Source organism: Actinoplanes sp. NPDC051388 (assembly GCF_055586225.1).
Window position 1 is genome coordinate 19,109 of record NZ_JBVJIP010000007.1, and the last position, 25,548, is coordinate 44,656.

Annotated in this window: 23 protein-coding genes; 15 read left to right on the forward strand and 8 right to left on the reverse strand. The window is 72.3% G+C overall.

Going from position 1 to position 25,548, the window contains the following annotated elements; genetic code table 11:
* Window positions 1-72 precede the first annotated feature (72 nt).
* From ACZ6TI_RS18795 to ACZ6TI_RS18810, 4 genes are all read left to right on the forward strand, one after another.
* Entirely contained in the window at window positions 73-906 is an 834-nt protein-coding gene (locus ACZ6TI_RS18795; protein WP_465346354.1) for an MIP/aquaporin family protein, read from the forward strand.
* Complete coding sequence (gene glpK / locus ACZ6TI_RS18800) at window positions 899-2,407, forward strand: glycerol kinase GlpK (protein ID WP_465346355.1); 1,509 nt, start codon at window positions 899-901, stop codon at window positions 2,405-2,407. Before ACZ6TI_RS18795 ends, glpK begins: the two co-directional genes overlap by 8 nt.
* A gap of 1 nt (window position 2,408) precedes the next feature.
* Window positions 2,409-4,106 (forward strand): glycerol-3-phosphate dehydrogenase/oxidase, encoded by a 1,698-nt coding sequence (locus tag ACZ6TI_RS18805; protein ID WP_465346356.1) that lies wholly within the window; start codon window positions 2,409-2,411, stop codon window positions 4,104-4,106.
* Window positions 4,107-4,195: 89 nt separating this feature from the next.
* The gene (locus ACZ6TI_RS18810) at window positions 4,196-4,744 is read left to right on the forward strand and encodes an SDR family NAD(P)-dependent oxidoreductase (RefSeq protein ID WP_465346357.1); all 549 of its coding nucleotides are present in this window, start codon (window positions 4,196-4,198) and stop codon (window positions 4,742-4,744) included.
* Between the two features lie 16 nt (window positions 4,745-4,760).
* Here ACZ6TI_RS18810 and ACZ6TI_RS18815 read toward each other — a convergent pair whose 3' ends face one another.
* Complete coding sequence (locus ACZ6TI_RS18815) at window positions 4,761-6,038, reverse strand: APC family permease (RefSeq protein WP_465346358.1); 1,278 nt, start codon at window positions 6,036-6,038, stop codon at window positions 4,761-4,763.
* A 98-nt stretch (window positions 6,039-6,136) separates the two neighbouring features.
* Here ACZ6TI_RS18815 and ACZ6TI_RS18820 point away from each other — a divergent pair, with 98 nt between their 5' ends.
* From ACZ6TI_RS18820 to ACZ6TI_RS18855, 8 genes are all read left to right on the forward strand, one after another.
* On the forward strand, window positions 6,137-6,625 hold the full coding sequence (locus ACZ6TI_RS18820; RefSeq protein WP_465346359.1) for an Lrp/AsnC family transcriptional regulator: 489 nt from the start codon (window positions 6,137-6,139) through the stop codon (window positions 6,623-6,625).
* A 46-nt stretch (window positions 6,626-6,671) separates the two neighbouring features.
* On the forward strand, window positions 6,672-8,891 hold the full coding sequence (locus ACZ6TI_RS18825) for a putative bifunctional diguanylate cyclase/phosphodiesterase (protein WP_465346720.1): 2,220 nt from the start codon (window positions 6,672-6,674) through the stop codon (window positions 8,889-8,891).
* A gap of 71 nt (window positions 8,892-8,962) precedes the next feature.
* Window positions 8,963-10,192, forward strand: a complete 1,230-nt coding sequence (locus ACZ6TI_RS18830; protein WP_465346360.1) for a cytochrome P450 — start codon at window positions 8,963-8,965, stop codon at window positions 10,190-10,192.
* An 11-nt stretch (window positions 10,193-10,203) separates the two neighbouring features.
* On the forward strand, window positions 10,204-10,398 hold the full coding sequence (locus ACZ6TI_RS18835) for a ferredoxin (protein ID WP_465346361.1): 195 nt from the start codon (window positions 10,204-10,206) through the stop codon (window positions 10,396-10,398).
* Between the two features lie 4 nt (window positions 10,399-10,402).
* Complete coding sequence (locus tag ACZ6TI_RS18840; protein WP_465346362.1) at window positions 10,403-11,305, forward strand: DUF6282 family protein; 903 nt, start codon at window positions 10,403-10,405, stop codon at window positions 11,303-11,305.
* A gap of 9 nt (window positions 11,306-11,314) precedes the next feature.
* Window positions 11,315-12,751: an aldehyde dehydrogenase family protein gene (locus ACZ6TI_RS18845; RefSeq protein ID WP_465346363.1), complete on the forward strand. Its 1,437-nt coding sequence runs from the start codon at window positions 11,315-11,317 to the stop codon at window positions 12,749-12,751.
* A gap of 27 nt (window positions 12,752-12,778) precedes the next feature.
* Complete coding sequence (locus ACZ6TI_RS18850; RefSeq protein WP_465346364.1) at window positions 12,779-13,174, forward strand: cupin domain-containing protein; 396 nt, start codon at window positions 12,779-12,781, stop codon at window positions 13,172-13,174.
* A gap of 6 nt (window positions 13,175-13,180) precedes the next feature.
* A complete protein-coding gene (locus ACZ6TI_RS18855) occupies window positions 13,181-13,537 on the forward strand; it encodes an MmcQ/YjbR family DNA-binding protein (protein ID WP_465346365.1) in 357 nt (118 codons plus the stop codon).
* Between the two features lie 29 nt (window positions 13,538-13,566).
* Here ACZ6TI_RS18855 and ACZ6TI_RS18860 read toward each other — a convergent pair whose 3' ends face one another.
* Window positions 13,567-14,052: a hypothetical protein gene (locus tag ACZ6TI_RS18860; RefSeq protein WP_465346366.1), complete on the reverse strand. Its 486-nt coding sequence runs from the start codon at window positions 14,050-14,052 to the stop codon at window positions 13,567-13,569.
* Between the two features lie 41 nt (window positions 14,053-14,093).
* On the reverse strand, window positions 14,094-14,942 hold the full coding sequence (locus tag ACZ6TI_RS18865; RefSeq protein ID WP_465346367.1) for a hypothetical protein: 849 nt from the start codon (window positions 14,940-14,942) through the stop codon (window positions 14,094-14,096).
* 198 nt (window positions 14,943-15,140) lie between these two features.
* On the opposite strand from ACZ6TI_RS18865, the gene ACZ6TI_RS18870 reads away from it, so the two are divergent.
* Window positions 15,141-15,683, forward strand: a complete 543-nt coding sequence (locus tag ACZ6TI_RS18870) for a hypothetical protein (RefSeq protein WP_465346368.1) — start codon at window positions 15,141-15,143, stop codon at window positions 15,681-15,683.
* On the opposite strand, the gene ACZ6TI_RS18875 is transcribed toward ACZ6TI_RS18870, so the two are convergent.
* From ACZ6TI_RS18875 to ACZ6TI_RS18890, 4 genes are all read right to left on the reverse strand, one after another.
* Window positions 15,680-17,050 carry a hypothetical protein gene (locus tag ACZ6TI_RS18875; protein ID WP_465346369.1) on the reverse strand — a complete coding sequence of 457 codons (1,371 nt, stop codon included), beginning with the start codon at window positions 17,048-17,050 and terminating at the stop codon, window positions 15,680-15,682. The two genes, ACZ6TI_RS18870 and ACZ6TI_RS18875, sit on opposite strands and share 4 nt — an antisense overlap.
* Complete coding sequence (locus ACZ6TI_RS18880; protein ID WP_465346370.1) at window positions 17,044-19,368, reverse strand: DUF4132 domain-containing protein; 2,325 nt, start codon at window positions 19,366-19,368, stop codon at window positions 17,044-17,046. The genes ACZ6TI_RS18875 and ACZ6TI_RS18880 overlap by 7 nt, the downstream gene beginning before the upstream one ends.
* Window positions 19,368-19,736: a hypothetical protein gene (locus tag ACZ6TI_RS18885; protein WP_465346371.1), complete on the reverse strand. Its 369-nt coding sequence runs from the start codon at window positions 19,734-19,736 to the stop codon at window positions 19,368-19,370. Before ACZ6TI_RS18885 ends, ACZ6TI_RS18880 begins: the two co-directional genes overlap by 1 nt.
* 146 nt (window positions 19,737-19,882) lie before the next feature.
* Window positions 19,883-20,380, reverse strand: a complete 498-nt coding sequence (locus ACZ6TI_RS18890; protein ID WP_465346372.1) for a hypothetical protein — start codon at window positions 20,378-20,380, stop codon at window positions 19,883-19,885.
* Between the two features lie 145 nt (window positions 20,381-20,525).
* Here ACZ6TI_RS18890 and ACZ6TI_RS18895 point away from each other — a divergent pair, with 145 nt between their 5' ends.
* Window positions 20,526-21,281 (forward strand): MBL fold metallo-hydrolase, encoded by a 756-nt coding sequence (locus ACZ6TI_RS18895; protein WP_465346373.1) that lies wholly within the window; start codon window positions 20,526-20,528, stop codon window positions 21,279-21,281.
* Window positions 21,282-21,331: 50 nt separating this feature from the next.
* The gene (locus tag ACZ6TI_RS18900) at window positions 21,332-21,880 is read left to right on the forward strand and encodes an RNA 2'-phosphotransferase (RefSeq protein ID WP_465346374.1); all 549 of its coding nucleotides are present in this window, start codon (window positions 21,332-21,334) and stop codon (window positions 21,878-21,880) included.
* 1 nt (window position 21,881) lies between these two features.
* Here the strand turns inward: ACZ6TI_RS18900 and ACZ6TI_RS18905 are convergent, their stop codons facing one another.
* Entirely contained in the window at window positions 21,882-25,514 is a 3,633-nt protein-coding gene (locus tag ACZ6TI_RS18905) for a family 78 glycoside hydrolase catalytic domain (protein ID WP_465346375.1), read from the reverse strand.
* Window positions 25,515-25,548: the final 34 nt, after the last annotated feature.

A 25,548-nucleotide genomic window follows, 5' to 3' on the forward strand; every position in this document is an offset into this window, starting at 1 on the left:
GTCGAACGCCGGTCATTGCCCGCTCCTTACCGCCTCCCTAGCGTCCGTCACATCGCACCCCAGGGAGGGCACATGGCAGCACGAGCGAAAATTCCCGGCCTGGTCGGCGAACTCGCGGCCGAGTTCGCCGGGACCATGATTCTGATCTTGTTCGGAGTGGGCGTGGTCGCCCAGGTGGCCGGTGGCGGCATCGGCGACCACGACAGCATCGCCTGGTCGTGGGGGCTGGGCGTCATGCTCGGCATCTACGTCGCCGGGCGGATCAGCGGAGCACACCTCAACCCCGCGGTGACCATCGCGCTGGCGGTCTTCAAGGGCTTCGAATGGCGCAAGGTCCTGCCCTACTCGCTGGCCCAGACGCTCGGCGCCTTCGTCGCCGCGCTGCTGGTCCGCTGGAACTACACCGAGGTTCTGCACGCCGCGGACCCCGGTCTCACGATCAAGACGCAGGGCGTCTTCTCCACCCTGCCCGGCAACGGGACTTTGCCGGTCGGCGAGTGGGGCGCGTTCCGCGACCAGGTGATCGGCACCGCGATCCTGCTGTTCCTGATCCTGGCCATCACGGACGCGGCCGGCACTCCCCCGGCGGCCAACCTGGCGCCGTTCGTGATCGGCCTGCTCGTGGTCGGCATCGGCATGGCCTGGGGCACGGACGCCGGCTATGCGATCAACCCCGCGCGTGACTTCGGACCCCGCCTGGCGAGTTTCTTCACCGGATACGGTGGCGCGTTCCGAGATCAGACGGGTTATCTGTACTTCTGGATTCCCATCGTGGGACCCATCGTCGGCGGTTTGGCCGGCGCTGGGCTGTACCAGGTGCTGATCGGGCGGTTCCTGCCGTCGGCGGCGCCGCAGGAGCCGGGAGAGCTCCCGGACACCGATCGCGTGGAGGCGAACCGTGGCTGACTTCGTCGGAGCAGTTGACCAGGGCACCACCAGCACCCGATTCATGATCTTCGATCACGGCGGCAACGAGGTGGCCCGGCATCAGCTGGAGCACGAGCAGATCCTGCCGCAGGCCGGCTGGGTCGAGCACAACCCGAACGAGATCTGGGACCGCACCCAGACGGTGATCAGCACCGCCATGGGCAAGGCCAACCTGCAGCCCTCCGACCTGGCCGCGCTGGGCATCACCAACCAGCGCGAGACGGCCGTGGTGTGGGACCGCAGGACCGGCCGGCCCTATTACAACGCGATCGTCTGGCAGGACACCCGCACCGACCGGATCGCCTCGGCGCTGGACCGCGACGACCGCGGCCAGGTCATCCGGCGCAAGGCCGGGCTGCCGCCGGCCACGTACTTCTCCGGCGGCAAGGTGCAATGGATCCTGGAGAACGTCGACGGGGTACGCGAGGCGGCGGAGCGCGGCGACGCGATCTTCGGCAACACGGACACCTGGCTGATCTGGAACCTGACCGGCGGCGTGAACGGTGGCAACCACCTCACCGACGTCACCAACGCCAGCCGCACCATGCTGATGAACCTCGAGACCCTGGACTGGGACGACGAACTGCTCGGGTTCTTCAACATCCCGCGCTCGATGCTGCCGGAGATCCGGCCGTCGTCGGACCCGAACACGTACGGCAACGCGGGCCCGCTCGGCGGCACCGTGCCGCTGACCGGCGACCTCGGCGACCAGCAGGCGGCCATGTTCGGCCAGGTCTGCTTCGCGCCGGGCGAGGCCAAGAACACCTACGGCACCGGCAACTTCATGCTGCTGAACACCGGCACCGAGCTGGTCCGCTCGGAGAACGGCCTGCTCACCACCGTCTGCTACAAGTTCGGTGACGCGGCGCCGGTCTACGCGCTGGAGGGCTCCATCGCGGTCACCGGCTCGGCGGTGCAGTGGCTGCGCGACCAGTTGCACATCATCAACAACGCCGCGGAGAGCGAGACGCTGGCCCGGTCGGTGCCGGACAACGGCGGCGTGTACTTCGTGCCGGCGTTCTCCGGGCTGTTCGCGCCGTACTGGCGGTCGGACGCGCGCGGCGCGATCGTCGGCCTGTCCCGCTTCAACACCGACGCGCACATCGCCCGGGCCACCCTCGAGGCGATCTGCTACCAGAGCCGCGACGTGGTCGACGCGATGGCCAAGGACTCCGGCGTCACGCTGGACATCCTCAAGGTCGACGGCGGCATCACGGTGAACAACCTGGCCATGCAGATCCAGGCGGACGTGCTCGGGGTGCCGGTCAGCCGGCCGGTGGTGGCCGAGACCACCGCGCTCGGCGCCGCCTATGCCGCGGGTCTGGCGGTCGGCTTCTGGAAGAACACCGACGAGTTGCGGGAGAACTGGAACGAGTCGCAGCGCTGGCAGCCGGAGTGGTCTTCGGAGCAGCGCGAGGAAGGCTACGGGCGGTGGAAGAAAGCCGTCGAACGCACCCTCGACTGGGTGGACGTGGACTGACATGACGGCTCTGTCCCCCAGCTACCGGGACGGCGCCCTGGCCGCGCTCGCCGCCGATGAGGTCGACGTACTCGTCATCGGCGGCGGGGTGGTCGGCGCGGGCTGCGCGCTCGACGCGGCCACCCGCGGCCTGTCCGTCGGCCTGGTCGAGGCACGCGACCTCGCGTCCGGCACCTCCAGCCGGTCCAGCAAGCTGATCCACGGCGGGCTGCGCTACCTGGAGATGCTCGACTTCGCGCTGGTCAAGGAGGCGTTGCGGGAACGGGGCCTGATCCTCTCGGTGCTCGCCCCGCACCTCGCCCGGCCGGTCCGGTTCCTCTATCCGCTGCAGCACCGAGGCTGGGAGCGCCTCTACGCCGGGGCCGGAGTCACGCTCTACGACACCATGGCCTGGTCGCACAGCCTGCCGCGGCACCGGCACCTGACCCGCCGCGGCGCGCTGCGGGTCTGCCCGGCGCTGCGCAAGGAGTCGCTGATCGGCGCGTTGCAGTACTACGACGCGCAGCTCGACGACGCCCGGCACACGATGTTCCTGGCCCGCACCGCCGCGTCCTACGGCGCCCACGTGGTCTCCCGCACGCGGGTCACCGAGTTCCTCCGGGAAGGCGGCCGGGTCACCGGCGTCAAGATCCAGGACCTCGAACACGACCAGACCTTCGAGGTACGCGCGAAGCAGGTAATCAACGCGACCGGCGTGTGGACGGACGACACGCAGGCGCTGGTCGGCGAGCGCGGCCAGTTCCACGTGCGCGCCTCGAAGGGCATCCACCTGGTCGTCCCGCGGGATCGCATCCAGTCGTCCACCGGGCTGATCCTGCGCACCGAGAAGAGCGTGCTCTTCGTCATCCCGTGGGGCCGGCACTGGATCGTCGGCACCACGGACACCGACTGGGCGCTGGACAAGGCGCATCCGGCCGCGTCCAGCACGGACATCGACTATCTGCTCGAAGAGGTCAACAAGGTGCTGGTCATGCCGCTGTCCCGCGGCGACGTGCAGGGGGTCTACGCGGGACTGCGGCCACTGTTGAGCGGCGAGTCGGAGTCCACCTCGAAGTTGTCCCGGGAGCACACCGTCGCCAGCCCGGTGCCGGGGCTGGTCGTGGTGGCGGGCGGGAAGTACACGACGTACCGGGTGATGGCCCGCGACGCCGTGGACGCCTGCGTGCACGCGCTCGACCGGGCGGTGCCGAAGTCCTGCACCGAGCGGGTTCCGCTGCTCGGGGCCGAGGGCTACCCGGCGTTCTGGAACCGGCGTGCCGTGCTGGCCCGCGACTCCGGCCTGCACGTGGAACGCATCGAGCACTTGCTGCAGCGGTACGGCACGCTGATCGACGAGGTGCTCGAGCTGATCAAGCAGGATCCGGCGCTCGGCCACCCGGTGGACGGCGCCGACGACTACCTGCGGGCGGAGTTCGTCTATGCGGCGGCCAACGAGGGCGCCCGGCACCTGGAGGACGTGCTCACCCGCCGCACCCGGATCTCGATCGAGACCTTCGACCGGGGCGTGGGTGCGGCGCCGGACGCGGCGAAGCTGATCGGCGGCGTGCTGGGCTGGACCGACGACCAGATCGAGCGGGAGGTGGAGCACTACCGGCTGCGGGTCGAAGCGGAACGCGCGTCGCAGGAGCAGCCGGACGACGCGACGGCGGACGCGGCCCGGCTGGGCGCGCCCGACATCGCGCCGGTGCACGTGCCCTAGGCGGGCCGCTCACGGTCGCCCTGGGCAACCGCCCGCGGCGACCGTGAGTCACCGCCGCCGTTCTGGGGCACGATGACTAGCTATGCGACGTGGACATCCTGATCAACAACCTGGGCATCTTCGGCGCGCAGCCGGCCATGGAGATCACCGACGACGACTGGCGGCGGTACTTCGAGGTCAACGTGCTGGCCGCGATCCGGCTCACCCGGGCCTATCTGCCGGGCATGCGCGAGCGGGGCTGGGGCCGGATCCAGTACATCGCCAGCGACTCGGCGGTGGTCACCCCGGCCGAGATGATCCACTACGGCATGTCGAAGACCGCGCTGCTCGCCGTCTCCCGCGGCTTCGCCAAGGAGGCGGCCGGCTCGGGCGTCACGGTGAACAGCGTGATCGCCGGCCCGACCCACACCGAGGGCGTCGAAACCTTCGTCCGCGAGCTGGTCGGCGACGACCTGCCGTGGGACGAGGCCCAGCGCGAGTTCATGCGCAGGCACCGCCCGCAGTCGCTGCTGCAACGCCTGATCGAGCCGCCGGAGATCGCCCACATGGTCGTCTACCTGTCGTCGCCACTGGCCTCGGCCACGACCGGCGGCGCGCTCCGGGTCGACGGCGGCTACGTCGACGCCATCCTGCCCTGACCCTCGACCACCCCGATCAGCTCGTCCGGGCGGGACTTCGCGGACCGCCACGGCCGGCCGGTGTTCGAGGCCGAACCGATGGCCCGGGATCCGGATCCGCCGCATCCGCCGCGCCCGGCGATGTTCTGACCAGCGCCGCCACCACGACGACGAGCGCGGCCGGCAGGATCGCCGGGCCGCCGAAGGCCAGCACGACGACCACCGCGACGGCCGCGACCAGCGAGATCGCGCGCGGCACGCCGCCCAGCACCCGCCACGCCGAGATCATGCAGCCGAGATAGACGATCAGGAAGAACGACGTCGAGACGGTGAGCGCGCCGCCGACCGAGAGCCGGCCGGCGCCGACCAGGGCGAGGATCACCGCGGACGAACCGGTGATGGCCAGCAGGAACCAGCGCGGGAACTTGGCGCCCGGCCGGCCGCGCAGCGACCGGGCCAGGGCCGCGCCGCCGGTCAGGTAGGCGTTCACCGTGCTCAGGGTGAGCACCAGTGCGCTCGCGGCGGCCACCGCCGGGCCGGCCGGGCCGAGCCCGAGAGTGAGCAGCGCGGCCATCGGGACCTCGGTGCCGGCGCCGCTGCCGAGCGCGGCCACGGTCACCCCGGCCAGCGCGAGATAGATGACGGCGGTGATGGCGAACGCGGTGCCGATCACCCGGGGCAGCTGCCGTCGCGGGTCGGCGAAGCGGTCGGTCAGCGGCGCGATCGCCTCCCAGCCGACGAACGACATCATCAGGACGGTCGACGCCGAGCCGATCGCGGCCCAGCCGTGCGGGGCGAACGGCGTCCAGTTGCGCGCGTCGGCGGCCGGCAGCGCGCCGCCGATCGCCACCACGACCACCACCAGCAACACCGCGACCAGGCCGAGCTGCATGGCGGTCGAGGTGCGCACCCCGCGCAGCGTGACCGCGAGGACGATCAGCAGCAGCACGCCGCCGGCCACCGCGGTGAGCGTGCGGCCGGCGCCGAGCAGCTGGGCCAGGTATCCGGCGCCCAGGTAGCAGACGATCGGGGCACCGGTGATGATCCCGGCCAGGAAGCACCAGCCGACCGCCCGGCCGGCGCGCTCGCCGAGGCCGAGCCGGGCGTACCCGGCGACGCCGCCGGCCGACGGCCGCTTGACGCCGAGGACCGCGAACACGGCGGCGACCAGGCCGGAGAGGAACAGCAGGCCGATCCAGGCCAGGATGGACGCCGGGCCGGCCTCGGCGGCGGCCAGGCCGGGCAGGACCAGCAGGCCTGGTCCGAGCAGCGCGCCGACATAGAGGGCGACGCCGCGGGCGGTGGTGATGGGCATGACGCAATCATCGCGAAGTCGGCGCCGCACGCGATGGCAAAGGTGAGCGTGCAGAGAGTTCATGACGCAACTTCGTGCGGTGAAACTAGGATGTGGTGATGGATTCCACCGATCGCGCGATTCTCGACCGGCTGCAGGCCGACGGCCGGCTCGCGAACATCGATCTCGCCGCCGCCGTCTCCCTCTCGCCGTCCGCGTGCCTGCGCCGGCTGCGGGCGCTGGAGCAGTCCGGGGTGATCGCGGGCTACCGCGCCGAACTCGACCGGGCCCGCCTCGGGCTCGACCTCACGGTGTTCATCGAGCTCAAGGTCTCCGGGCACTCGCACGAGACGTCGGGCCGGATCGAGGCGGCGCTGACCGCGATCCCGTCGGTGGTGGCCTGCCACATCATCTCGGGGAACGCGGACTTCCTGGTCGAGGTGGCGGCGCCGTCGCTCGCGGCCTACGAGCGGATTCTGCTGGACGAGATCCTGGTCATCCCGTCAGTGGTGGAGTCCCGCAGCACGTTCGCGATCCGCACCGTCAAGACCCGCGGCCCGATGCCCCTCGACCACCTCACCGGCGCAACGTCGCGGCACCCGAGCTGAACCCGTCCCTGCTCCCGGCCTGGGCGATCGTGAACCGGTGAAGAGTATGCAGCGGCTTGGCTGGCCGATCGCGGTCGCGGTGGTGCTGGGCGGCTATCTGCTGCTCCCGGCCGGCTCGATCGCGAGCGCCGTCGTCTATCACTGCGTCGGGATCGCCGCCACGGTGATGATGGTGCTCGGCGTGCGGCGCCGGCGGCCGGCCCGGCCTGGTCCGTGGTGGTGGATGGCGGGTGGCCAGGCCTCCTGGGTGGTCGGCGACGTCATCTACACCATCTACGACCTGGTGCTGCACCAGAGCCCCTTCCCCTCGATCGCGGACGTGTTCTACCTGGCCTCGTACCCGATGATCTTGATTGGTCTGGCTCTGGTGGTGCGGTCCCGGGGCCGCGGCTTCGACCTGGCCGGCGCCCTGGACGCGGGCATCGTGGCGACCGGCCTGGGTGTGCTCTCCTGGACCTTCCTGATCCGGCCGATCGCCACCGACGGCGAGACCGCGATGCTCGACCGGGTGGTGTCCACCGGCTACCCGGTGGCCGACATCCTGCTGCTGGCGATGCTTTCCTGGCTGGTCGCGACCGGCGGCACGCGCACCGCGAGCTATCGCTACCTGGCCACCGCCGTGCTGCTGCTGCTCGCGTCGGACGTCGCGTTCAGCGTGCTGACCAGCTTCTTCTCCTACGACGGCGGGATCGTCGACGAGGGCTGGCTGCTGTCCTACGTGCTGTGGGCGACCGCCGCGTGGCATCCGTCGATGCGGCGGCTGGGCGAGCCCGGCCCGGTGCGGCTCGGTTCCCGCCCGCGGCTGCTGGCGCTGGGCGTCACCATGCTGATCACCCCGGGCGTGCTGCTCGTCCAGGGCGTCACCGGCGAGGGCGACGTCGACTGGGCGGCCGCGTCGATCGGCGGGGCGGTCCTCTGCGTGCTCTCGCTGGCGCGCTTCACCGGTCTGGTCGGGCAGCTGCGGCGGCAGACCGAACAGCTGGCCGGCATGGCGCTGCGCGACGAGGTGACCGGTCTGGGCAACCGCCGGGCCCTGGAGCAGCGACTTGCCGCCGACCTCACCGATCCGCGCCGGCCGGCCTGTCTGGTGCTGATCGACCTGGACAACTTCCACGAGGTCAACGACCGCTACGGCCGGGCGGCCGGCGACACGCTGCTGGCCGCGGTGGCCGACCGGCTGCGGCCGCTGGGCCCGGACGGCGCGCTGACCCGGGTCGGCGGCGACGAGTTCGCCCTGCTGTTGCATCCGTCGGGCGAGACCACGATCGGCGACGCGGCGGACCCGATCCGGCGGCTGCTCAGCCGGCCCATCGCGGCCGCCGGGCGCGAGCTGCTGGTGCAGGCGAGCATCGGGATCGCCGATGCCGGAGACGTCACCGAACCCGCCGAGCTGCTGCGCCGCGCCGACGTGGCGGCGCACGCCGCGCGCCAGACCGGCGCCGGCACCGCGGTGCGCTACCACGCCGCCCTCGACGAGCGGGCTGACGAGCAGGCCCGGATCGGCGCGGCCCTGCGGACGGCCCTGGACGCCGGCGACTTCCGGGTGTACTACCAGCCGATCGTCCACCTCGCCGACGAGCGCCTGGCCGCGGTCGAGGCGCTGGTCCGCTGGCAGCATCCGTCGTTCGGCACGATCGGCCCGGACGGGTTCATCCCGGTCGCCGAGGGCACCGGCCTGATCGTGGAACTCGGCGCCTGGGTGATGCGCGAGGCGTGCGCCCAGGTCGTGCGCTGGGACGGCGAGCTCGGCGCGGCCGCGCCGGGCCGGGTCAGCGTGAACGTGTCGCCCCGCCAGCTGGCCGAGCCGGGCTTCGTGGACACGGTGGCCGCGATCCTGGCCGGGACCGGACTGGCGCCCACCCGGCTCACCATCGAGGTGACCGAGAGCGCGGTCATCGGTGGCGGCGCCGCGCTGGACAACCTGTGGGCGGTGCACGCCCTGGGGGTCCGGGTCGCGCTGGACGACTTCGGCACCGGGCAGTCCTCGCTGGGGCTGCTGCGCGACTGCCCGGTGGACGTCGTCAAGGTCGACCGGAGCTTCGTCGCGGCGCTGGGCGAGGGCGGCCGGGACAGCGCGATCGTGGCCGGCCTGATCGGCATCATCGACGGCCTCGGCGCGGACGCGGTGGCCGAGGGCATCGAGGATCCCGACCAGGCCGAGCACCTGCGGCGCCTCGGCTACGGATACGGCCAGGGTTACCTCTTCGGCCGCGCGGCGCTGCCCGCCGACCTGGCCGTCTCCGGCCGCAGCCGAGCGCGAGTTTGACCTAGGTCCGCCATATTGTGCTCCGCCGGTCACCGTCCTACGTTCGAGGGACCGACCACTGTGGAGGACTCATGCCCGGCGACGAGAGCACCGCCACCGAGGCGGTGCGGGACTACCCGTTCACGCCACCCGCCGCGCTCGACCCGCCGCCCGAGTGGGCCGAGCTGCGCGACGGGTGCCCGGTCGCCCGGATCCGGCTGGCCAGCGGCGACGAGGCCCTGCTGGTGACGCGTTACGACGACGTGAAGGGACTGCTCGCCGACCCCCGGTTCACGCACCGCCTCGATCGGCCGGATGCGGCGAAGATCGCGCGGTCGGAGAGCGGCGGCGTCTTCAACGAAGCCGGCGCCGTGGGCGACATGACCAGCGGCGAGGGCCATCTGCGGTGGCGGCGGCTGATGAGCCGCTCGTTCACCGCGAAACGGGTGAACGCGTTGCGGCCGCGGATCGCCGAGATCGCCGGCGGGCTGGTCGACGACCTGGTGGCCGGTGGCGCGCCGGGCGACCTGAACGCCGCGGTCGGCTTCCCGCTGCCGGTCCTCGTGATCTGCGAACTGCTCGGCATCTCCCCGGACCACCGCGACAAGTTCTCCTACTGGTCCGACACGATGCTCAACCTGACCCGCTACCCGCAGGCCGAACTGGACCGGGCGGCGCGCGAGTTCCACGTGTTCATGGCCACGCACGTGCAGACCAAGCGCGAGAAGCCGGGCGACGACCTGCTCAGCGAGCTCGCCGCGGTGGTCGACGCGCAGGACGGGCGGCTGAGCGAGGCGGAGCTGGTGGCCACCGCGCAGGGGCTGCTGGTCGCCGGGCACGAGACCACCGCCAACATGATCGGCAAGATGGTCGGCCTGCTGCTCAGCGATCGTGGCCGCTGGGAGCGGCTGCGGGCCGAGCGGGCGCTGATCCCGGCGGCGGTCGAGGAGTCGCTGCGCTTCGACGCCAACCCCGGCTTCGGCATCCCGCGCTACATCTCCGAGGAGACGACCGTCGGCGGGCGCCCGATCCCGGCCGGCAGCACGGTGATCACCAGCATCGCCGCCGCCAACCGCGACGGCGGGGCGTTCGACGACGCGGGCTCGATGGTGCTGGACCGCCGGCCCAACCCGCATCTGGCCTTCGGCGCCGGGCCGCACTCCTGCCTCGGCCAGGCGCTCGCCCGGGTGGAGCTGCAGACCACGCTCGAGGTGCTGCTCGACCGGCTGCCCGGGCTGCGGCTCGCCGTCGGCGCCGGCGAGCTGCGGCGCAAGGAGGGTCTGATCGTCGGCGGGCTGCGCGAGCTCCCGGTCGAGTGGTGACGGGACGGCACATGCGGATCAGCGTGGACCAGGAGAAGTGCTGCGGCGCCGGTCAGTGCGTGATGCTGGCGCCGGAGGTCTTCGACCAGAACGACGAGGACGGCGTCGTCATCCTGCTCGACCCCTCCCCCGGCGAGGCCGAGCGCGAGGGCGTGCTCAATGCCGCGGCGGTCTGTCCGGCGGCGGCCATCGAGGTTCGGGATTAGGTCCGTGGTGCCGTCCGCTGCCGCCCGGTCACTGGTCGCCGGTGCCTATGACACGCATGTGCACGTCGCGCCGGACGTCATGGAGCGGCGCATCGACGACCTGAGCCTCGCCCGGCGGTGCGCGGAGGTCGGACTGGCCGGCTTCGTGCTGAAGTCGCACTACGTGACGACGGCCGAGCGCGCGGCGGTGGTCCGCGCGGCCGTGCCCGGCGTCGACGTGCTCGGCGCGATCACCCTGAACGGCTCGATGGGCGGCATGAACCCGGCGGCCGTCGAGATCGCCGGGCGGCTGGGCGCCCGGATCGTCTGGATGCCCACCGTGGACTCCCGCAACCAGCGCACCAGCACGGCCGGCGACCTGCCCGGCGCGAAGCCGGCGATGTGGGGCGCGCTGCAGGCCGATCTGCACGCGCAGGGCATCGTGCCGGACGTCGTCGAGGTGCTGGACGACGCCGGCCGGGTGCGCGACGACGTGCGGCGGGTGCTGCGGGTGGTGGCGCGGCACGACATGGTGCTGGCCACCGGGCATCTCGCGGCCGCGGAGATCGTGGCGGTGGTGCGGGCCGCGCGCGCCGAGGGCGTACGCCGCATCGTGGTCACCCACCCGGAGTTCACCTCCCAGCGCCTCCCGGTCGACGTCCAGTGCCGGCTCGCCGGCCTGGGCGCGCTGCTGGAACGCTGCTTCACCACGCCACACACCGGCAAGGTCGCCTGGGCGGACCTGTTCGCGAACATCCGCGCGGCCGGCCCGGAGCACTCGATCCTCTCCAGCGACCTGGGCCAGCCCTTCAACCCGCCGGTCGAGGACGGCCTCGCGCTGTTCGCCGACCGGCTGCTCGCCGCCGGGTTCACCGAGGACGAGGTACGTGTGATGGCGGTTACCAACACCCGCCACATCGCAGCCTAAAGTGATCCGATGCGGCATCAGATGTTCGTGGACGGCGGCTGGACCGACGCCCGCTCCGGCGCCACCACCACGGCGACCAGCCCGGCCACCGGCGACGAGATCGGCTCGGTTCCCGCCGGCGACCGCGGGGACGCGCTGGCGGCGATCGAGGCCGCCCGGCGGGCCGCCCCGGGCTGGGCGCGGCTGTCCGCGTTCGATCGGGCCGCGGCGCTGCACCGGGTGGCCGGCGTGATCGAGGCCCGGCGCGACGAGCTGGCCCGCACGCTCACCCTGGACCAGGGCAAACCGCTGCGTGCGGAGGCCTATGACGAGGTGGACGAGCTGGTCGTCTATTGGCGGATGGCGGCCGAGGACGGCAAGCGGCTGGGCGGGCTGCTGCCCAACTCGGCGAGCACCGGCAAGCGGGCGATGCTGATCCGGCGGCCGCGCGGCGTGGTCGGGGTGATCACGCCGTGGAACTGGCCGTACACGATGCCCGCCGAGCTGATCGCGCCGGCGCTGGCCGGCGGCAACACGGTGGTCTGGACCCCGGCGCCGACGACCGCGGTCTCCGCCGTCGCGCTGGCCGGCTGCCTGGCCGAGGCCGACCTGCCGCCCGGCGTGGTCAACCTGGTGACCGGCCCGGGTCCGGTGGTCGGCGACGAGATCGCCCGCAACCCCGGCACCGACGCGGTGGCCTTCATCGGGTCCACCGCCACCGGCCGGCTGGTGGCGAGCGCCGCGGCCGGCAAGGCGGCGCTGCTCGAGATGGGCGGCAACGGCCCGCTCGTGGTGCTGGCCGACGCCGACCTGGACCGAGCCGTCGAGGGCGCCCTGATGGCGTGCTTCCTGTGCGCCGGGCAGAGCTGCACGGCCGGCGAGCGGCTGCTGGTGCACGAGTCGGTGCGCGACGAGTTCGCCGACCGGCTGGCGCGGGCGGTCAACGAGCAGGTGCGGCTGGGTGACCCGTTCGACGACGCCACCACGATGGGCCCGCTGAACAACGCGGCGGTAGCCGCGAAGATGGACGAGCACGTGGCGGACGCGCTGCGCCGCGGCGCCAAGGCGCTGACCGGCGGCACCCGGGCCACCGGCTTCGCCACCGACCTCTACTGGCCGGCCACCGTGCTGACCGGGGTGCCGGCGGACGCCGCCGCGGCCACCGAGGAGACCTTCGGGCCGATCGCGCCGATCGTCGCGATCGGCTCCCTGGAGGAGGCGATCGAGCTCACCAACGCCTCGCGTTATGGGTTGCTGGCTGCGGTCTACACCGCCGACGTGGGCGCCGGGCTCGCGTTCGCGGAGGCGGTCCGCACCGGCTGGGTGAACATCAACGAGTCCACCAACTACTGGGAGAGCCACCTGCCGTTCGGCGGGCGGGCCGGCTCGGACAGCGGGCTGGGCCGGGTCGGCGGGGCGCATCCGATGGAGATGTTCACCGAACTGCAGACCGTGATCATCGGCTGACGTGATTGTCTGATGGGGGAACATGTCATGAAACCGGAACCGACCTCGCTCGAGGCCGTCTTCGCGAGCTTCGACCAGCTGTGGAGCCCGCGCATCGTGACCACGGTCAACGACTACGACGTGCGGGTCGCCAAGGTGCAGGGCGAGCACGTCTGGCACACGCACGACCACACCGACGAGTTCTTCCTGGTGGTGGAGGGCACGCTGCGCATCGGGCTGCGCGAGGCGGCCGGCGAACGCGAGGTGGTGCTGCCGGCCGGGTCGGTGTTCACCGTGCCGCGCGGCGTCGAGCACAAGCCCAGCTCGGCGGACGGCGCGCGGATCCTGATGCTGGAGCCGTCCGGCACGGTCACCACCGGGGACCGGCACGACGACATCCCCGGGCACGTCGACAGCACCGCCGGCCACACGTACCAGGGCTGAACCGGCATGGCGGACGCGGAGGACGTGCGGCGGCTCGCGCTGGGCCTGGCCGACGTCGTGGAGATCGACAGCGACGGGTTCGACTTCCGGGTGGCCGGCAAGGGGTTCGTGTGGTCATATCCGGAGCGGCTGCCGGGCAAGCCGCGGGTGATCCGCACCGACGTCGCGGTGCTGTTCGTCGGGGACGAGTCCGAGAAGCAGGCGTTGCTGCTGGGCGAGCCGGACCTGTTCTTCACCACGCCGGGCTACGACGGGCTGCCGCTGGTGATGCTGCGCCTGCCCGCCGTGTCGGTCGAACGGCTCACCGAGCTGGTCACCGACGCGTGGCGGATGCGCGCGCCGGCGTCCCCCACGGTGCCGTGAGGGACGCCGGTTCAGTGCCGGTCAGGTGATCAGCCGAACGGGATGTGCGGGTCCCCGCTTCCGCACTCGCCGCCCCAGCGGTGTGACGATCCCAGGTTGGCCGCGTTGCGGGTGACCTGGGCGCTGTTGTAGTCGATCCACTGCCCGCGGTGGACGCACAGCGTCACGCCGCCGGTGCCGCTGTTGCCGTTGTAGACCCGGACGTGGTCACAGCCGCCACAGGTGGTGCCGTTGTTCGCCCACGACATGTCGTCGTTGTCGATGTCCCCGTTCGAGCTGGAGCCCATCCCGTTGGACCAGGCGTCGTCGTTGTTGATATCGGTCCACTTCGGCGTGTTGTAGCCGGACCAGAACCAGACGCAGAAGTAACCCGAGGAACAGGAGCGGTCGACCGCGGTCGTGCTCATGCCCGACGGGCCGGGCTTCGCCGCCGCCGCCGGCTGGGCGATGGCGATCAGGAACGCGCCGGCCACCAGGAGTACTCCCAGCGTGGCACGCATGGTCTTGAACAACATGCTGCATTTCCCTTCGGTGGGTTGGCGCCGTGCCGTGGCGGTCATCGCCCGGCTCCGGCAATCTGCTCCGCCACGCCGAGCGCGTGCACGGACAGCCTCTGGTATTGCTCGATCACCTCCCGGTTCTCGGCGTATGCCTGGTCGGCGTGGACCCGCTCGACGGCACGAGCGGCACGGACCAGTCCGGTTCGGGTGACGCAGGCGGCCTCGGCGACCGCGGCGCGCAGTTCCGCGGGGCCCGGTTCACCTCTGGTCGCGGGTGTCACGCGTGCCCGGAGCCGGTCCGGGTCGGGCACGGGATAGCCGCGGCCGGCCATGCACCCGGCCCAGTCCCGCAGGGCGGACCGGTAGCCGGGGTCGGCGGCGACCTCGGGCAGGTAGCCCTCGGGCAGCGCCTCGACGAGCGTCCGGCTGCGCAGCCATCCGGCGAAGTCGCCGTAGAGCCGGGACTGAGCCTCGGCGACACACCCCCGGCTGCTCTGTTTCAGGGTCTTGCCGCCGGGCATGGGCACGGCGACCGCGTCCCGTCGGTCGCCGTCCAGGGCCGCCTGGAAGGCCTCCTGCCGTTCGGCGGGCAGGCCGCGCACGTATTGGAAGTTGGCGTCCGCCGCCCGGGCCGCGTCGAGGGCCTCCTGGGCGTAGGCGACGCCGAAGCCGTGCGCCGCGGCGAACGCCGGGTCATCGATGCCGTAGGGAAAGTCCGGCGGGTCGGCGGCCGGCTCGACCACCGCATAGGGAAAGCCCAGCCGGTGCATGCAGTCGGAGGTCAGTTGCGCCTCGGCCCGGTCGAGCACCGATCGCTCGGCCGCGGTGAGCGGCCGCGGCGCCTCCCCCTCCGCACCGCCGTCGCATCCGGCCGCAATCGCCGCCATCGCAACGACTATGGCCATGGTCAATCCCTTGTGGACCATTGTCGCCTCCCCCGCTCAACGCCACTGCGTCAGATCCTGCGGGAGGACGCCCGGGGGTGGCGATGCCATTCGTCGTGGATCGAAAGGCACGCCCATCCGGGTTGCGCGGATCGCACCCGGCTGCGAGAGTGATACCCCATACCCCTAGGGGGTACCAATTCGAGGCAAGGAGTTGTCATGCGAACTCTCACCTGGCTCGGCAAGCGCTGGCCGACCTGGCTGGCCATCGTGGTCGGCGCGCTCACCGCCTACGGCCTGGCCGAGGGCGCCGACCTGGCGCCGGTCCTCACCCTCTCCGGCCTGATCTATCTCGGCGCCGCCGCGCTGGAGCGAAAATCCGCGGCCTGGCCGCTGTTCGGCATCACGTTCGTCGTGCTGACCGTGGCGAAGGTGCTGGACCTGCCCGATCCGACCTGGATCTTCCTCGGCGCGGCCGTGCTGGTCCTCGCCTACGGCCTGGTCCGCGGCATCACCCGGCCACCGAGCGGCTTTCCGCTGCAGGCGGCCGGCATGGTCGTCTTCGGCGGCCTGGCGGCGATCACCGTGCTGGCCGGCGGCACCCTCGGCGCGGTGCTGGTGGCGCTCGGCCTGCTCGGCCACGCCGCCTGGGACGTCCATCACCACCGGGCGAACCGGGTCGTCACCCGCTCTCTGGCCGAGTTCTGCCTGGTCATCGACACCCTGGTCGGCGTCGCCATGCTCGTCGTGGTCGCGGCCTAATTGCGGTTGAAGATGCGGGTCAGCGCGGCGGCCACGGCGGTGAACAGGATCCAGCCCATCGCGGTCAGCACGTAGGCCAGCCACTCGGCCGGGCCGCCGATGCCGAAGTCCTTCTGCTGACCGAAGTCGATGATCGGGATCAGCACGTCCAGGCTGTAGACCAGCGGGTGGAAGGTGCGGCCGGCCGGCGCCGGGCCCGGCGGGTGAACCGCGAAGACGACCGCGCCCAGCACGCTCAGCGCCAGCAGCCAGACAGCGGCCAGGGCCGGGCGGTAGCCGTAACCCACCAGGACGTCCTGCAACACGCCCCAGGCCTTGCCCGCCGGGGAGAGCCGCTGCCGCCGCCGGCGCTGCTTGGCCAGCGACACGGTGCGCGCGGCGGCCTCGGCACCCGCCTGCCGGTAGAGCGCGGCCAAATGCTCGTAGGGCTGTGGGCGGTAACCGTCCGGGTCGCGGGCGAGCCACTCCAGCCGCTCGTCCGGTGTGCCGACCCGTTCGAGCGCGGCATAGCGGAAGTTGTCCAGGCGCAGCCGGGCCGGCCATCGGTCCCGCTGGTCACGGAACACCTCGACCCGGGCCTGCCGCAGGTCGACGGTGCCCTCGATGGTCTCCGCCAGCATGGACAGCCGGCCCGCGCGCAGGCCCTTCGCATCGAGTGCGTTGCCCTCGGGGTTGCGCAGAGTCGCGTCGGTCAGCGTGATGTCCCCGGTCACCTCCGCCCGGCGCAGCCGCAACTCGCCGTCGATGCGCAACTGGCGGCGGCCGTGGATCGTGCCACCGACCTTGGCGCCGGTCAGCTCCACGTCGCCGTCGATGGTGGTGCCCTGCAGATAGACGTTGCGGCCGATCTGGGCGGCGTCGCCGTGGAGCGCGGCCACCCGGTTGAAGACCCCCACCGCACGGCCGTCGGCCGCCAGGCGGGCGTCGTCGAGGTCGAGGTCGCCGCTGACCTGGACGCCATAGATCACCACCGCGCCGGTGACCGTGCAATGTCCCAGATTGAAGGTGCCCTGCACGGCGGCCCCGAACGCCTCGAGGCCGGGCAGGGTGCTGCCCTGGAAGGAGACGCCGCGCATCCGGGCGAACCAGAACTCCGGCACCTCGTCGAACGTGCTGCCGGTGATCTCCAGGGCACTGTCCACATCGGCCTGGTAGAGGTCGAGTTTGCCGGTGATGCGCGCGCCGTGCACGCGCAGCGCGGCACTCTGGCCCGGCTCGCGCTCCTGCGCGCCGAGCAGCAGCGACCGCACCACCTCGGCGCGCACGGCGGGGGTGTCGGACAGGTGCACCCTCGCGCCTCGCGGATAGGCGTCCCAGACCTGCTGCTCCGCCGGGGACAGGGCGCCGAGATCGGCCGGAATCACCATCGGCCGCGGCCCAGCTGTGCTCTGATCGTCGGATCGGTGATCTTGTCGTCGGCGGCCAGCAGGATCGCCTTGGACAGGATCACCGACAGCAGGGCGTCGTCGTCGAAGGGCAGCCGCACCTTTGCCGCGGGCCGCCGGTCGGGCACGATGCACAGATAGGCGTCATCGGGCTCCATCAGGATGTTTCCGGAGCCGAGGTGGATGCGGTAGGCGCCGAGCCTCCCCTCGACCCGCAGGAAGTGCCCGCGCACCTCGCATCGCGGCCCGATCGCCAGCCGCGGCAGCAGCCGGCCGAGCACGTCGCGGCGCAGCTCGCCGCTCGGCGTCAGGTCACCGAACACCACCCGCTCCCGGTATCCCGGGAAGCGGTCCTCGCCGCGGTCGTGCCAGGTGTCGTCCGCCGCGACCGAGGTCACGCCGACGAACAGGTCGACGTCACGCATCGCCTCGCTGAACACCAGTGGCGGCACCTCGGCGAGCGGCGCCCCCGCCCAGGCCCGGCCGTCGCGCCGCGCGAACCGCACCTGGTCGGTGGCGCAATAGGTGGTGTCGTAGACGTCGCCGTCGGTCTCCACCCGGTCGTGGAAGAAGACGGCCCGCCACTGGCCCGCCCCGAACTCCCTGGTGGCCTCGCCGTGACGCCCGCTGCTCCAGGTGCCCAGATAGTTCGCCGCCCAGCCGCGCTCGCGCATCAGCGCGTTGGCCTGGCGGTAGCGCAGGATGTGCGCGGCGAACCGGTTGGAATGGGCGCCGGTCTCGAGCTCGGCCGGGGTCAGCGGGTAGACCTCGCGGTAGGCCTGCTTGAACGGCTGTCGCAACCCACTCTCGGCCACCACGTCGCGCCAGTGGGCGACCTCGGCGGCGCCGGCCAGTGCCGGGTGCCAGAGCCGGACCCGCCAACCGGGGCCGGGCTGATCGGACAGGCCGGACAGGGTCCACGCGGCGCCGGCCCGCTCCGGGAGGCCACCGGTCCAGGTCTCGCCGTCGGGCGACGCCTGCCAGATCAGCCGCCGCGCGAAGTCGCCGGTGATCGGATGGTCCGAGTATCGCTCGGCCCAGACCGGCCAGGCCCACACCCGCTGCTCGGACATCAGCCCCTCGAGCCGGACGCGCTCCACACCGATCGTGCGGTTGATCGCGGTGACCGTGGCGCGCACGTCGGTCAGCTCGTCCTTCCACTCCGGCGGCACCGCCCGCAACGCCACGCCGTCACGGAGCGCCCGCAGCCGGGCCCGGCCGCCGGTGATCTCGACGATGCCCGCCCGGCCGTCGTCGCCGGGCAGCGGCCGGACGAGCCGGCCGTCGGCGCCGAGCCCGTGATCGTCCACGGTGAGCTCGAGGGCCTCGCCGGGCGCCCAGCCGCGCTCGTCACCGAGCCGCTCGAGGGTCGTGCGGACCCGCGCCAGGAACGACTTGCTGCGCACCGACATGCTGAGCCGGGCCAGCGCGCGCACCGGCGCGTCGCCGGGGCGCTCGGCCAGAATGTCGACCACCGCGGTCGCCGCCTTCATCGCGACCACCGCCGACCCGCCGCGCTGCCAGGGCATGCCGATCGCGGTCGCGACGTCGCAGAGCAGTGCCGTGCTCTGCGCGCCGGGGGTGCGGGACTGCATCCAGACGAGGCCACGCAGCAGCTCGTCGGTGTAGTCGTGCACCGGACCGCGCACCGAGCGGTAGGGCTCGAGGAACAGGGTGACGGCCCGCCGGGCGGGCGGCGACGCGGCCAGCAGGTCGTCGGCGGCGCGCAGCCAGGCCTTGGCCGGCACGGGCTTGGACAGCGTGGCCGCGAAGCGGAAGACGGCCTGGACCTCGGCGTCGGCGAGCAGCTTCCCCAGCTCGGCCGGTGGCTCGCCGGCGCGACTCGCCGACACCGCCAGGTCGGCGGGCACGCCACCGTGGCGGCGGCTGAGCGCGGTGCCGAACAGGCGGGCCAGGTCGGTCATCACCAGCGGCGAGATCCACTGGTGATGCAGAGCCCCGAACGCCTTGGCCACCAGCTCCTCGTGCTCGCCGAGGCCGTCCGGGCCGAGGGCGGCGGCGATCAGCGCGGGCACCCACCAGGGCGCGTCGGAGATGGTCGGCTGGTAGTCGAGCAGCCGCCGCAGCGCCCACCCGAGGTCGGCACCGGACCACGGGATGGACATCGCCTCCACCGGGCGCAACACCGGGCCGTAGACGAAGAAGGAACTGTCCTCGCGCGTGAAATAGTCGTGCATCCGCAGCACCACGTCGCGACGCACGGCCGGTGTCTGCGCACCCAGCAGGTCGGTGTGGTCGCGGAGGATCTCGTGGGTCAGCTCGGCCGCGAGGTCGGACATCAGCCGCCGACCAGCGGGATCAGGCGGATGAACGACACCGGCCGGGCGGTCGTCAGGTCGATCACCTCGTCGAGGTCCTCGATCTGCCGATCACCGACGATCATCACGAACGCGTTGCGCCCGAAGCCGGCACAGGCGACCTCGGCCTGCGCCTCCCAGTCCACCCGGGACGGCGTGGGCGAGACCGGCCGCACCAGCCCGCGGAAGGTGTCGCGTCGCACGGGCGCGGCGTTGAACCGCGCCACCTCCTCGCGCACCCGCAGCCGCACCAGCTCGCGGGCGGTGATGCTCTCCGGCAGGCCGGGCAGCACCCACTCGTCGATGGCGCGGCCGGCCATGGTCTCGTCGCGCACGATCAGATCGGTCACGCCACCCTCCCCGTTGTGGTGCGACACATGATGCCGGAGGGCTACGACAATTTCTGCCCGCCCCCGCGCTCGTCGTCCCACCGAGGTGCTCGGCGCCGGGCCGGCCGCCGACCCGGAGACCTATCCGAGGGCCGGCGGCGGGGCGGTCAGGCCGGGTCGGTCACCCAGAGGAGGTAGAGGCCCGGCGCGCTCCAGGTGGCCGGTTGGACGACCTGGCAGAAGTACGCGGACCAGGTGTGCGCCGCCACACCGGAGGCGCCGATCTCGTTGCACTGCTCGCCGCGCCCGTAGGAGCCGTAGCGGTGGTAATACGGCGACGCGGACGGCGGCGGCGTGGCGGACCCGGCGACCTCGGTGAAGTAGTTCCACGCGTCGCCGCCATAGGGGCAGGCCGACGACATCGTGATCATCTGCGTGGTCGGCGCCCAGGCCGAGGTCGCGTAGTAGTCGCCGATCGCCGGGGCGTTGCGGCAATAGAGCACGACCCGGAAACTCGTGCCCTGCGTGCCCATCGAGCACGAGCCGGTCAACGTGTTGCCCGAGACGGCGACCGTGCACGTCGGGTCGGCCGCCGCGGCGGCGGGACCGGCCGGAACCAGGGCGCCCGCGAGAATCAGGGCCAGGACCACCGCTATACGCTTCACGCGCCCGAGTCTAGAGAGTCCACAAAGGAAGGCAACCCCTGTTCCTCGACTTCACCGCGGCCCGCCACAGTGACCTGCATCCATGCGTTGCGACGGCCGAGAAATTCCCCGAGCCACGAACTGGTCGGCGAGCAATACTCGGTTGATGGGAGATTTCCTGATCACACGTCGCCGTCTGCTGATCACCGCCGGGTCCGGCGTGCTCGGCGTGACCGTGCTCAACACCGTGACGGGCTGCACCTCCGCGGATGAGACGCCGGCGGAGACCCCGACACTGCCGTCGACCGCGCCCTCGTCGAGCGCCGCCGGCGCGAGCGGGCAATGGCAGCGGGTGAACATCTCGTTCGTGTCGGCCTACCTGCTGATCCGCGGCGGCGACGCGGCCATCGTCGACCTCGGCACCGCGGGCTCGGAGACCGCGATCGAGGCCGGGCTGAAGGCGGCCGGCAGCGGCTGGGACGCCGTGCGGCACGTCATCCTCACCCACCAGCACGGCGACCACGCCGGCGGCCTGTCGGGGGTCGCGCCGCGGGTGAACGGCAAGATATATGCGGGCGAGGCGGACGTCTCCGGGATCAACTCCGCCAAGGAGCTGACGCCGGTCACGGACGGCGACGAGGTCTTCAGCCTGCAGGTGATCGGCACGCCGGGGCACACTGCCGGGCACATCTCGATCTTCGACCCGGCGACCGGCACGCTGGTGGCCGGCGATGCGCTGCGCACCACGGACGGCCTGGCCGCGTCGGACCCGCAGTACACCGCGGACCAGGCGCAGGCGGCCGCCTCGGTGCGCAAGCTGGCCGGCCTGCCGATCAAGACCATTCTGCCGGGCCATGGAGACCCGCTGACCGACGGCGCGGCCGAGGAACTGCGCAAGCTCGCCGACTCACTGCCCGGCTAGCCGAATGTCGTTGGACGGATTCCGCCGGTCCGCGCGAGAATTCGCTGGACATGAGCGGACAAGATCAGCAGAGCCTGGTGCGGCTCAGCAAGAAGATGTCCCTGGCGCTGCGGCACGCCCCCGAGCGGTTCGGGCTGACGCTCGACCCGGCGGGCTGGGTGCCGGTCGACGATCTCCTCGGCGCGCTGCGGGTCAGCCGGGCGCGGCTCGACGAGGTCGTGGCCGGCAACGACAAGCAGCGTTTCGCGATCGAGCGCGGGCCGGACGACGTCGAGCGGATCCGCGCCCAGCAGGGCCACTCCGTCGAGGTCGAGCTCGATCTGCCGGCTCTGACCCCGCCGGACGAGCTGTTCCACGGCACGAACGCCGCCGCCCTGCCCTCGATCCGGTCCACCGGCCTCCATCGCGGCCGCCGGCACCATGTGCATCTCTCCCCGGACACGGCCACCGCCCAGCGGGTCGGCGCCCGCCGCGGCGGCCCGGTCGTGATCCTGACCGTCGACGCCGCGGCGATGTCCCGGGACGGGCACCTGTTCTACCGCAGCGGCAACGGCGTCTGGCTGACCGACGCCGTGCCGCCGCGATATCTGAGCAACTAGATCAACTTGCGGTGAAGACGTAGCTGCCGGCGGGCAGGGCGTAGGACGTCGACCCGTTCGCGTGGGACAGCAGCACCGCCTCGGGCGGCGCGGTCACCGCGGCCGCCGAGGCCGACGGCACCCGCACGGTGGCCGACGCGTTCGGTGGCACCACCACGGTCAGCCGCAGCGCCGAGCCGGTCTTGGTCCAGGCGCTGCTCGCCGGACCGTAAACCGTGTTCAGGCTCGACGACGCCGAGGTGAGCGTGCCACCGGGCCGCGGTGCGATCAGCAGCTTCTGATAGCCCGGCGCGGCCGGTCCGACGCCGCCGACGCTGCGGTAGAGCCAGTCGCCGACCGAGCCGAGCCCGTAGTGGTTGAAGGAGTTCATCCCCGGGTCCTGCAGCGAGCCGTCCGGCCGGATGCCGTCCCAGCGCTCCCAGATCGTGGTGGCGCCGCGCGAGTTCATGTAACCCCAGCCGGGATAGTCCGGCTGCTGCAGGATCTGATAGGCCGTGGCCAGGTGCCCGTGCTCGGCGAGCACCGGCAGCAGGTTCTCCACGCCCATGAACCCGACCGACAGGTGGCCGTTGCGACTCGCCACCTTGGCCGCCAGCTTGTCCGCCACCGACTGCACCCGGTTCGCCGGGATCAGGCCGAACGCGAGCGGCAGCACGTACCCGGTCTGGGTGTTGCCGGCGACGGTGCCGTCGGCCGCGACGAACCGCGCGGTGAACGCGGCCCCGATCTGGTCCGCCATCGTGCCGTAACGGGTGGCCTCGGCGTCGTGCCCGGTGGCCGCCGCCATCCGCGACAGCAGCCGCGCCGACCAGCCGAAGAACGCCGTGCTGGTCAGGTCCTGGGCGGTGTTGTCGTCGACGTTGAGCCAGTCGCCGAAGGTCTCCTGGTTGCGGATCAGGTCGGCGCCCGAGGTGCTGCGCAGGAACTCGACCCAGCGGACCATCGACGCGAAGTGCTCGTCGATCACCGAGGTGTCGCCGTAGCGCTGCCACACCGTGTACGGCACGATCACGCCCGCGTCACCCCAGCCGGCCTTGCCCGCTCCCCCGGTGACGTCCGGCGCCACGTCGGTGTACGCGCCGTTGTCGTGCTGCGCGTCGGTCAGGTCGTCGGCGAACTTGTCCAGCAGCCCGTACGTGTCGAAGTTGAACGTCGACGTGGCGGCGAAGGACGCGATGTCCCCGGTCCAGCCGAGCCGCTCGTCCCGCTGCGGGCAGTCCGTCGGCACTGACAGCATGTTCGACCGGGCGCCCCACAGGATGTTGTGGTGCAACTGGTTGACCAGCGGGTCGGAGGTGCTGAAGGTGCCGGTGGCCGGCCCGTCCGTCCAGGCCGCGAGCCCGGTCACAGCGGCCGCGGTCGGCGTGCCGGGGAAGCCGGTCACCTCGACGTAGCGGTAGCCGTGCACCGTGAACCGCGGCTCGAACACCTCGTCCGCGCCGGTGCCGGCCAGCGTGAACGTGTCGGTGGCCTGGGCCGCCCGCAAATTGGTGGTGTAGAGCGTGCCGTCCGCGTTCAGGATCTCGGCGTGCCGCACGGTCACCTTGGCGCCGGCCGCGCCCCGCACCCGCAGCCGGTTCCAGCCGGTGAAGTTCTGCCCGAGGTCGAACACCCAGACGCCGGGTCGCGGCTGGGTGATCGCCTTCGGCGCCAACTCCTGCTGCACGGTGACGCCCGGGTCGACCTGCGGCACCAGGGTGGGCTTGGGCTCGGTCCGCACGGTCGCGGCGGCCCAGCCGGAGTCGTTGAACCCGGCCGCGTTCCAGCCGGCCCTGACCAGGCGCGCGTCCTGGTCCTCACCGGCGTAGAGGTCGTCGGAGGTGATGTTGCTCGGCGCGGTCTTCCAGGACCCGTCGGTGCGGATCGTGTCCGCGGTGCCGTCCGTGTACTGCACGATCAACTGCGCCGAATACCAGGGCGAGGTGCCCCAGAGCCGACTGCCGGCGAAGCCGACGTTGCCGGAGAACCAGCCGTTGCCGACCATCGCGCCGAGCGCGTTGGCGCCCTGCCGGATCGATCCGGTGACGTCGTAGCCGCGATACTGCAGCCGCTTGTCGTAGTCGGTCCAGCCCGGCGCGAGCCGCTCGGCGCCGACCTTGGCGCCGTTCAGATAGGTGTCGTGCAGCCCGAGCGCGGTGGTGAAGAGCCGGGCGCGGGACACCGTCTTGGCGACGGTGAAACCCTTCCTGAGGTACGGCGCCGGCGCGGGCACCAGCACCTGATTCCCCCACGGGCCGGCGCCATGGGTGGCCAGGCTCCGGGCGGCGGGCCAGGACGCGTCGTCGAAGCCGGGCTGCTCCCAGCCGGCCGGCCCGGTCTGCGATGCCTTCCAGGTGGCGTCGGTGACGATCGAGCCCAGCTTGGCGATCAGGCCGGCCGGGCTGACGGTGGTGTTCGTGGTGGCGATCGCGATCGTGTTCGATCCGGCGCGCAGCCACGACGTCACGTCCACAGTGGTCGCCCGCTTCCACGAGTCGGCCACCCGGCGTGACGAGCTCACCTTGTTGCCGTTGACCCAGACGTCGGCGGTGTCGTCACCGGTCACCACGAGCGTGGCCGGCGTGACCGAGGCGAGCGTGAAGGTCTTCCGCAGGTAGCGGGTGGCGGCCGGGGCGGTGACCGCCGGATCGCCCTCCGGGTACCAGATCCAGGACGCGCCGGTGAGGTTCGCGGTGCCCGGCGCCCCGATGAAGTCGGGTTGCCAGGCGTCGAACAGCGCGGTGTCGAAGCGGGCGGCGGCACTCCACTCGCCGGCCCGGCCCTGGGCGTCCCAGACCATCACCCGCCAGTAGTAGGTGGTGTTTCCGGCCAGCGCCGGGCCGCCGTACGCGACGTCCACCGATCGGGCGGACGCCACCTTGCCCGAGTCCCAGACGTCGGCGGCGCCCGCGGCGCGGCCGACCTGGATCCGGTAGCGGCCCTGGGCCTGGGCGGATGTGCCGGAGCGCAACGTCCAGCCGAAGCGTGGCTTGGCGACCACGCCGACCGGGTTGGAGCGCCGCTCGACGGTCAGGCCGGTCGCCGAGACCGGCGACGCCCCGGTGGGGTCGGGCGTGCTGACGTCGCCGTTCCACGGCGCCATGCCGAACGCGCCGAGATCCCGCGCCGCGGGCCAGGCCGCGTCGCTCGCCGCCGGGTCGGCCCAGTTCTCCGGTACGGAGGTGGCCGCCTTCCAGCCCGCGTCGGTGATCAGATCGACGGCGCCCGCGGCGGAGGCCACCCGCAGCCGGCCGAGCACTCCCGCGGCCCCGCCGGAGTTGCGGGCGGCCAGCGCGATGGTGTTGGCGCCCGGCTTGAGCCGGCCGGCCAGGTCCACATAGGTGCCCGTGCGCCACGAGTCGGCGACCCGGGCCGAAGCGGCCAGGAAGGTGCCGTTGAGCCAGACGTCGACCGTGTCGTCGCCGGTGACGACGAGCTGCGCGTTCGTGTAGGGGCCGGCCGGCGCGGTGAAGGTGCGGCGCAGATAGCGGGTGGCGACCGGGGCGTCCTGGGCGGGACTGCCTTCCGGATACCAGATCCAGTGGGCGCCGGAGACGTCGAGGGGCGCGGGCGCGGCGACGGCCGGTTCGGGGGCGGCGAGCGGGATGAGGACGAGTGCCGCGAGCACGGCGAAGACAGATCTGACACGTGTCATGCGATATCTCCCGGTGGAAGGAGGATCCTCTGAA

Bases quoted from the DNA above. Each gene is read 5' to 3' on its own strand.
- ACZ6TI_RS18795 (WP_465346354.1), top strand. From the start codon at position 73: ATGGCAGCACGAGCGAAAATTCCCGGCCTGGTCGGCGAACTCGCGGCC.
- ACZ6TI_RS18805 (WP_465346356.1), top strand. From the start codon at position 2,409: ATGACGGCTCTGTCCCCCAGCTACCGGGACGGCGCCCTGGCCGCGCTC.
- ACZ6TI_RS18815 (WP_465346358.1), bottom strand. From the start codon at position 6,038: ATGCCCATCACCACCGCCCGCGGCGTCGCCCTCTATGTCGGCGCGCTG.
- ACZ6TI_RS18820 (WP_465346359.1), top strand. From the start codon at position 6,137: ATGGATTCCACCGATCGCGCGATTCTCGACCGGCTGCAGGCCGACGGC.
- ACZ6TI_RS18825 (WP_465346720.1), top strand. From the start codon at position 6,672: ATGCAGCGGCTTGGCTGGCCGATCGCGGTCGCGGTGGTGCTGGGCGGC.
- ACZ6TI_RS18830 (WP_465346360.1), top strand. From the start codon at position 8,963: ATGCCCGGCGACGAGAGCACCGCCACCGAGGCGGTGCGGGACTACCCG.
- ACZ6TI_RS18835 (WP_465346361.1), top strand. From the start codon at position 10,204: ATGCGGATCAGCGTGGACCAGGAGAAGTGCTGCGGCGCCGGTCAGTGC.
- ACZ6TI_RS18845 (WP_465346363.1), top strand. From the start codon at position 11,315: ATGCGGCATCAGATGTTCGTGGACGGCGGCTGGACCGACGCCCGCTCC.
- ACZ6TI_RS18850 (WP_465346364.1), top strand. From the start codon at position 12,779: ATGAAACCGGAACCGACCTCGCTCGAGGCCGTCTTCGCGAGCTTCGAC.
- ACZ6TI_RS18855 (WP_465346365.1), top strand. From the start codon at position 13,181: ATGGCGGACGCGGAGGACGTGCGGCGGCTCGCGCTGGGCCTGGCCGAC.
- ACZ6TI_RS18860 (WP_465346366.1), bottom strand. From the start codon at position 14,052: ATGTTGTTCAAGACCATGCGTGCCACGCTGGGAGTACTCCTGGTGGCC.
- ACZ6TI_RS18865 (WP_465346367.1), bottom strand. From the start codon at position 14,942: ATGGCCATAGTCGTTGCGATGGCGGCGATTGCGGCCGGATGCGACGGC.
- ACZ6TI_RS18870 (WP_465346368.1), top strand. From the start codon at position 15,141: ATGCGAACTCTCACCTGGCTCGGCAAGCGCTGGCCGACCTGGCTGGCC.
- ACZ6TI_RS18875 (WP_465346369.1), bottom strand. From the start codon at position 17,050: ATGGTGATTCCGGCCGATCTCGGCGCCCTGTCCCCGGCGGAGCAGCAG.
- ACZ6TI_RS18880 (WP_465346370.1), bottom strand. From the start codon at position 19,368: ATGTCCGACCTCGCGGCCGAGCTGACCCACGAGATCCTCCGCGACCAC.
- ACZ6TI_RS18895 (WP_465346373.1), top strand. From the start codon at position 20,526: ATGGGAGATTTCCTGATCACACGTCGCCGTCTGCTGATCACCGCCGGG.
- ACZ6TI_RS18900 (WP_465346374.1), top strand. From the start codon at position 21,332: ATGAGCGGACAAGATCAGCAGAGCCTGGTGCGGCTCAGCAAGAAGATG.
- ACZ6TI_RS18905 (WP_465346375.1), bottom strand. From the start codon at position 25,514: ATGACACGTGTCAGATCTGTCTTCGCCGTGCTCGCGGCACTCGTCCTC.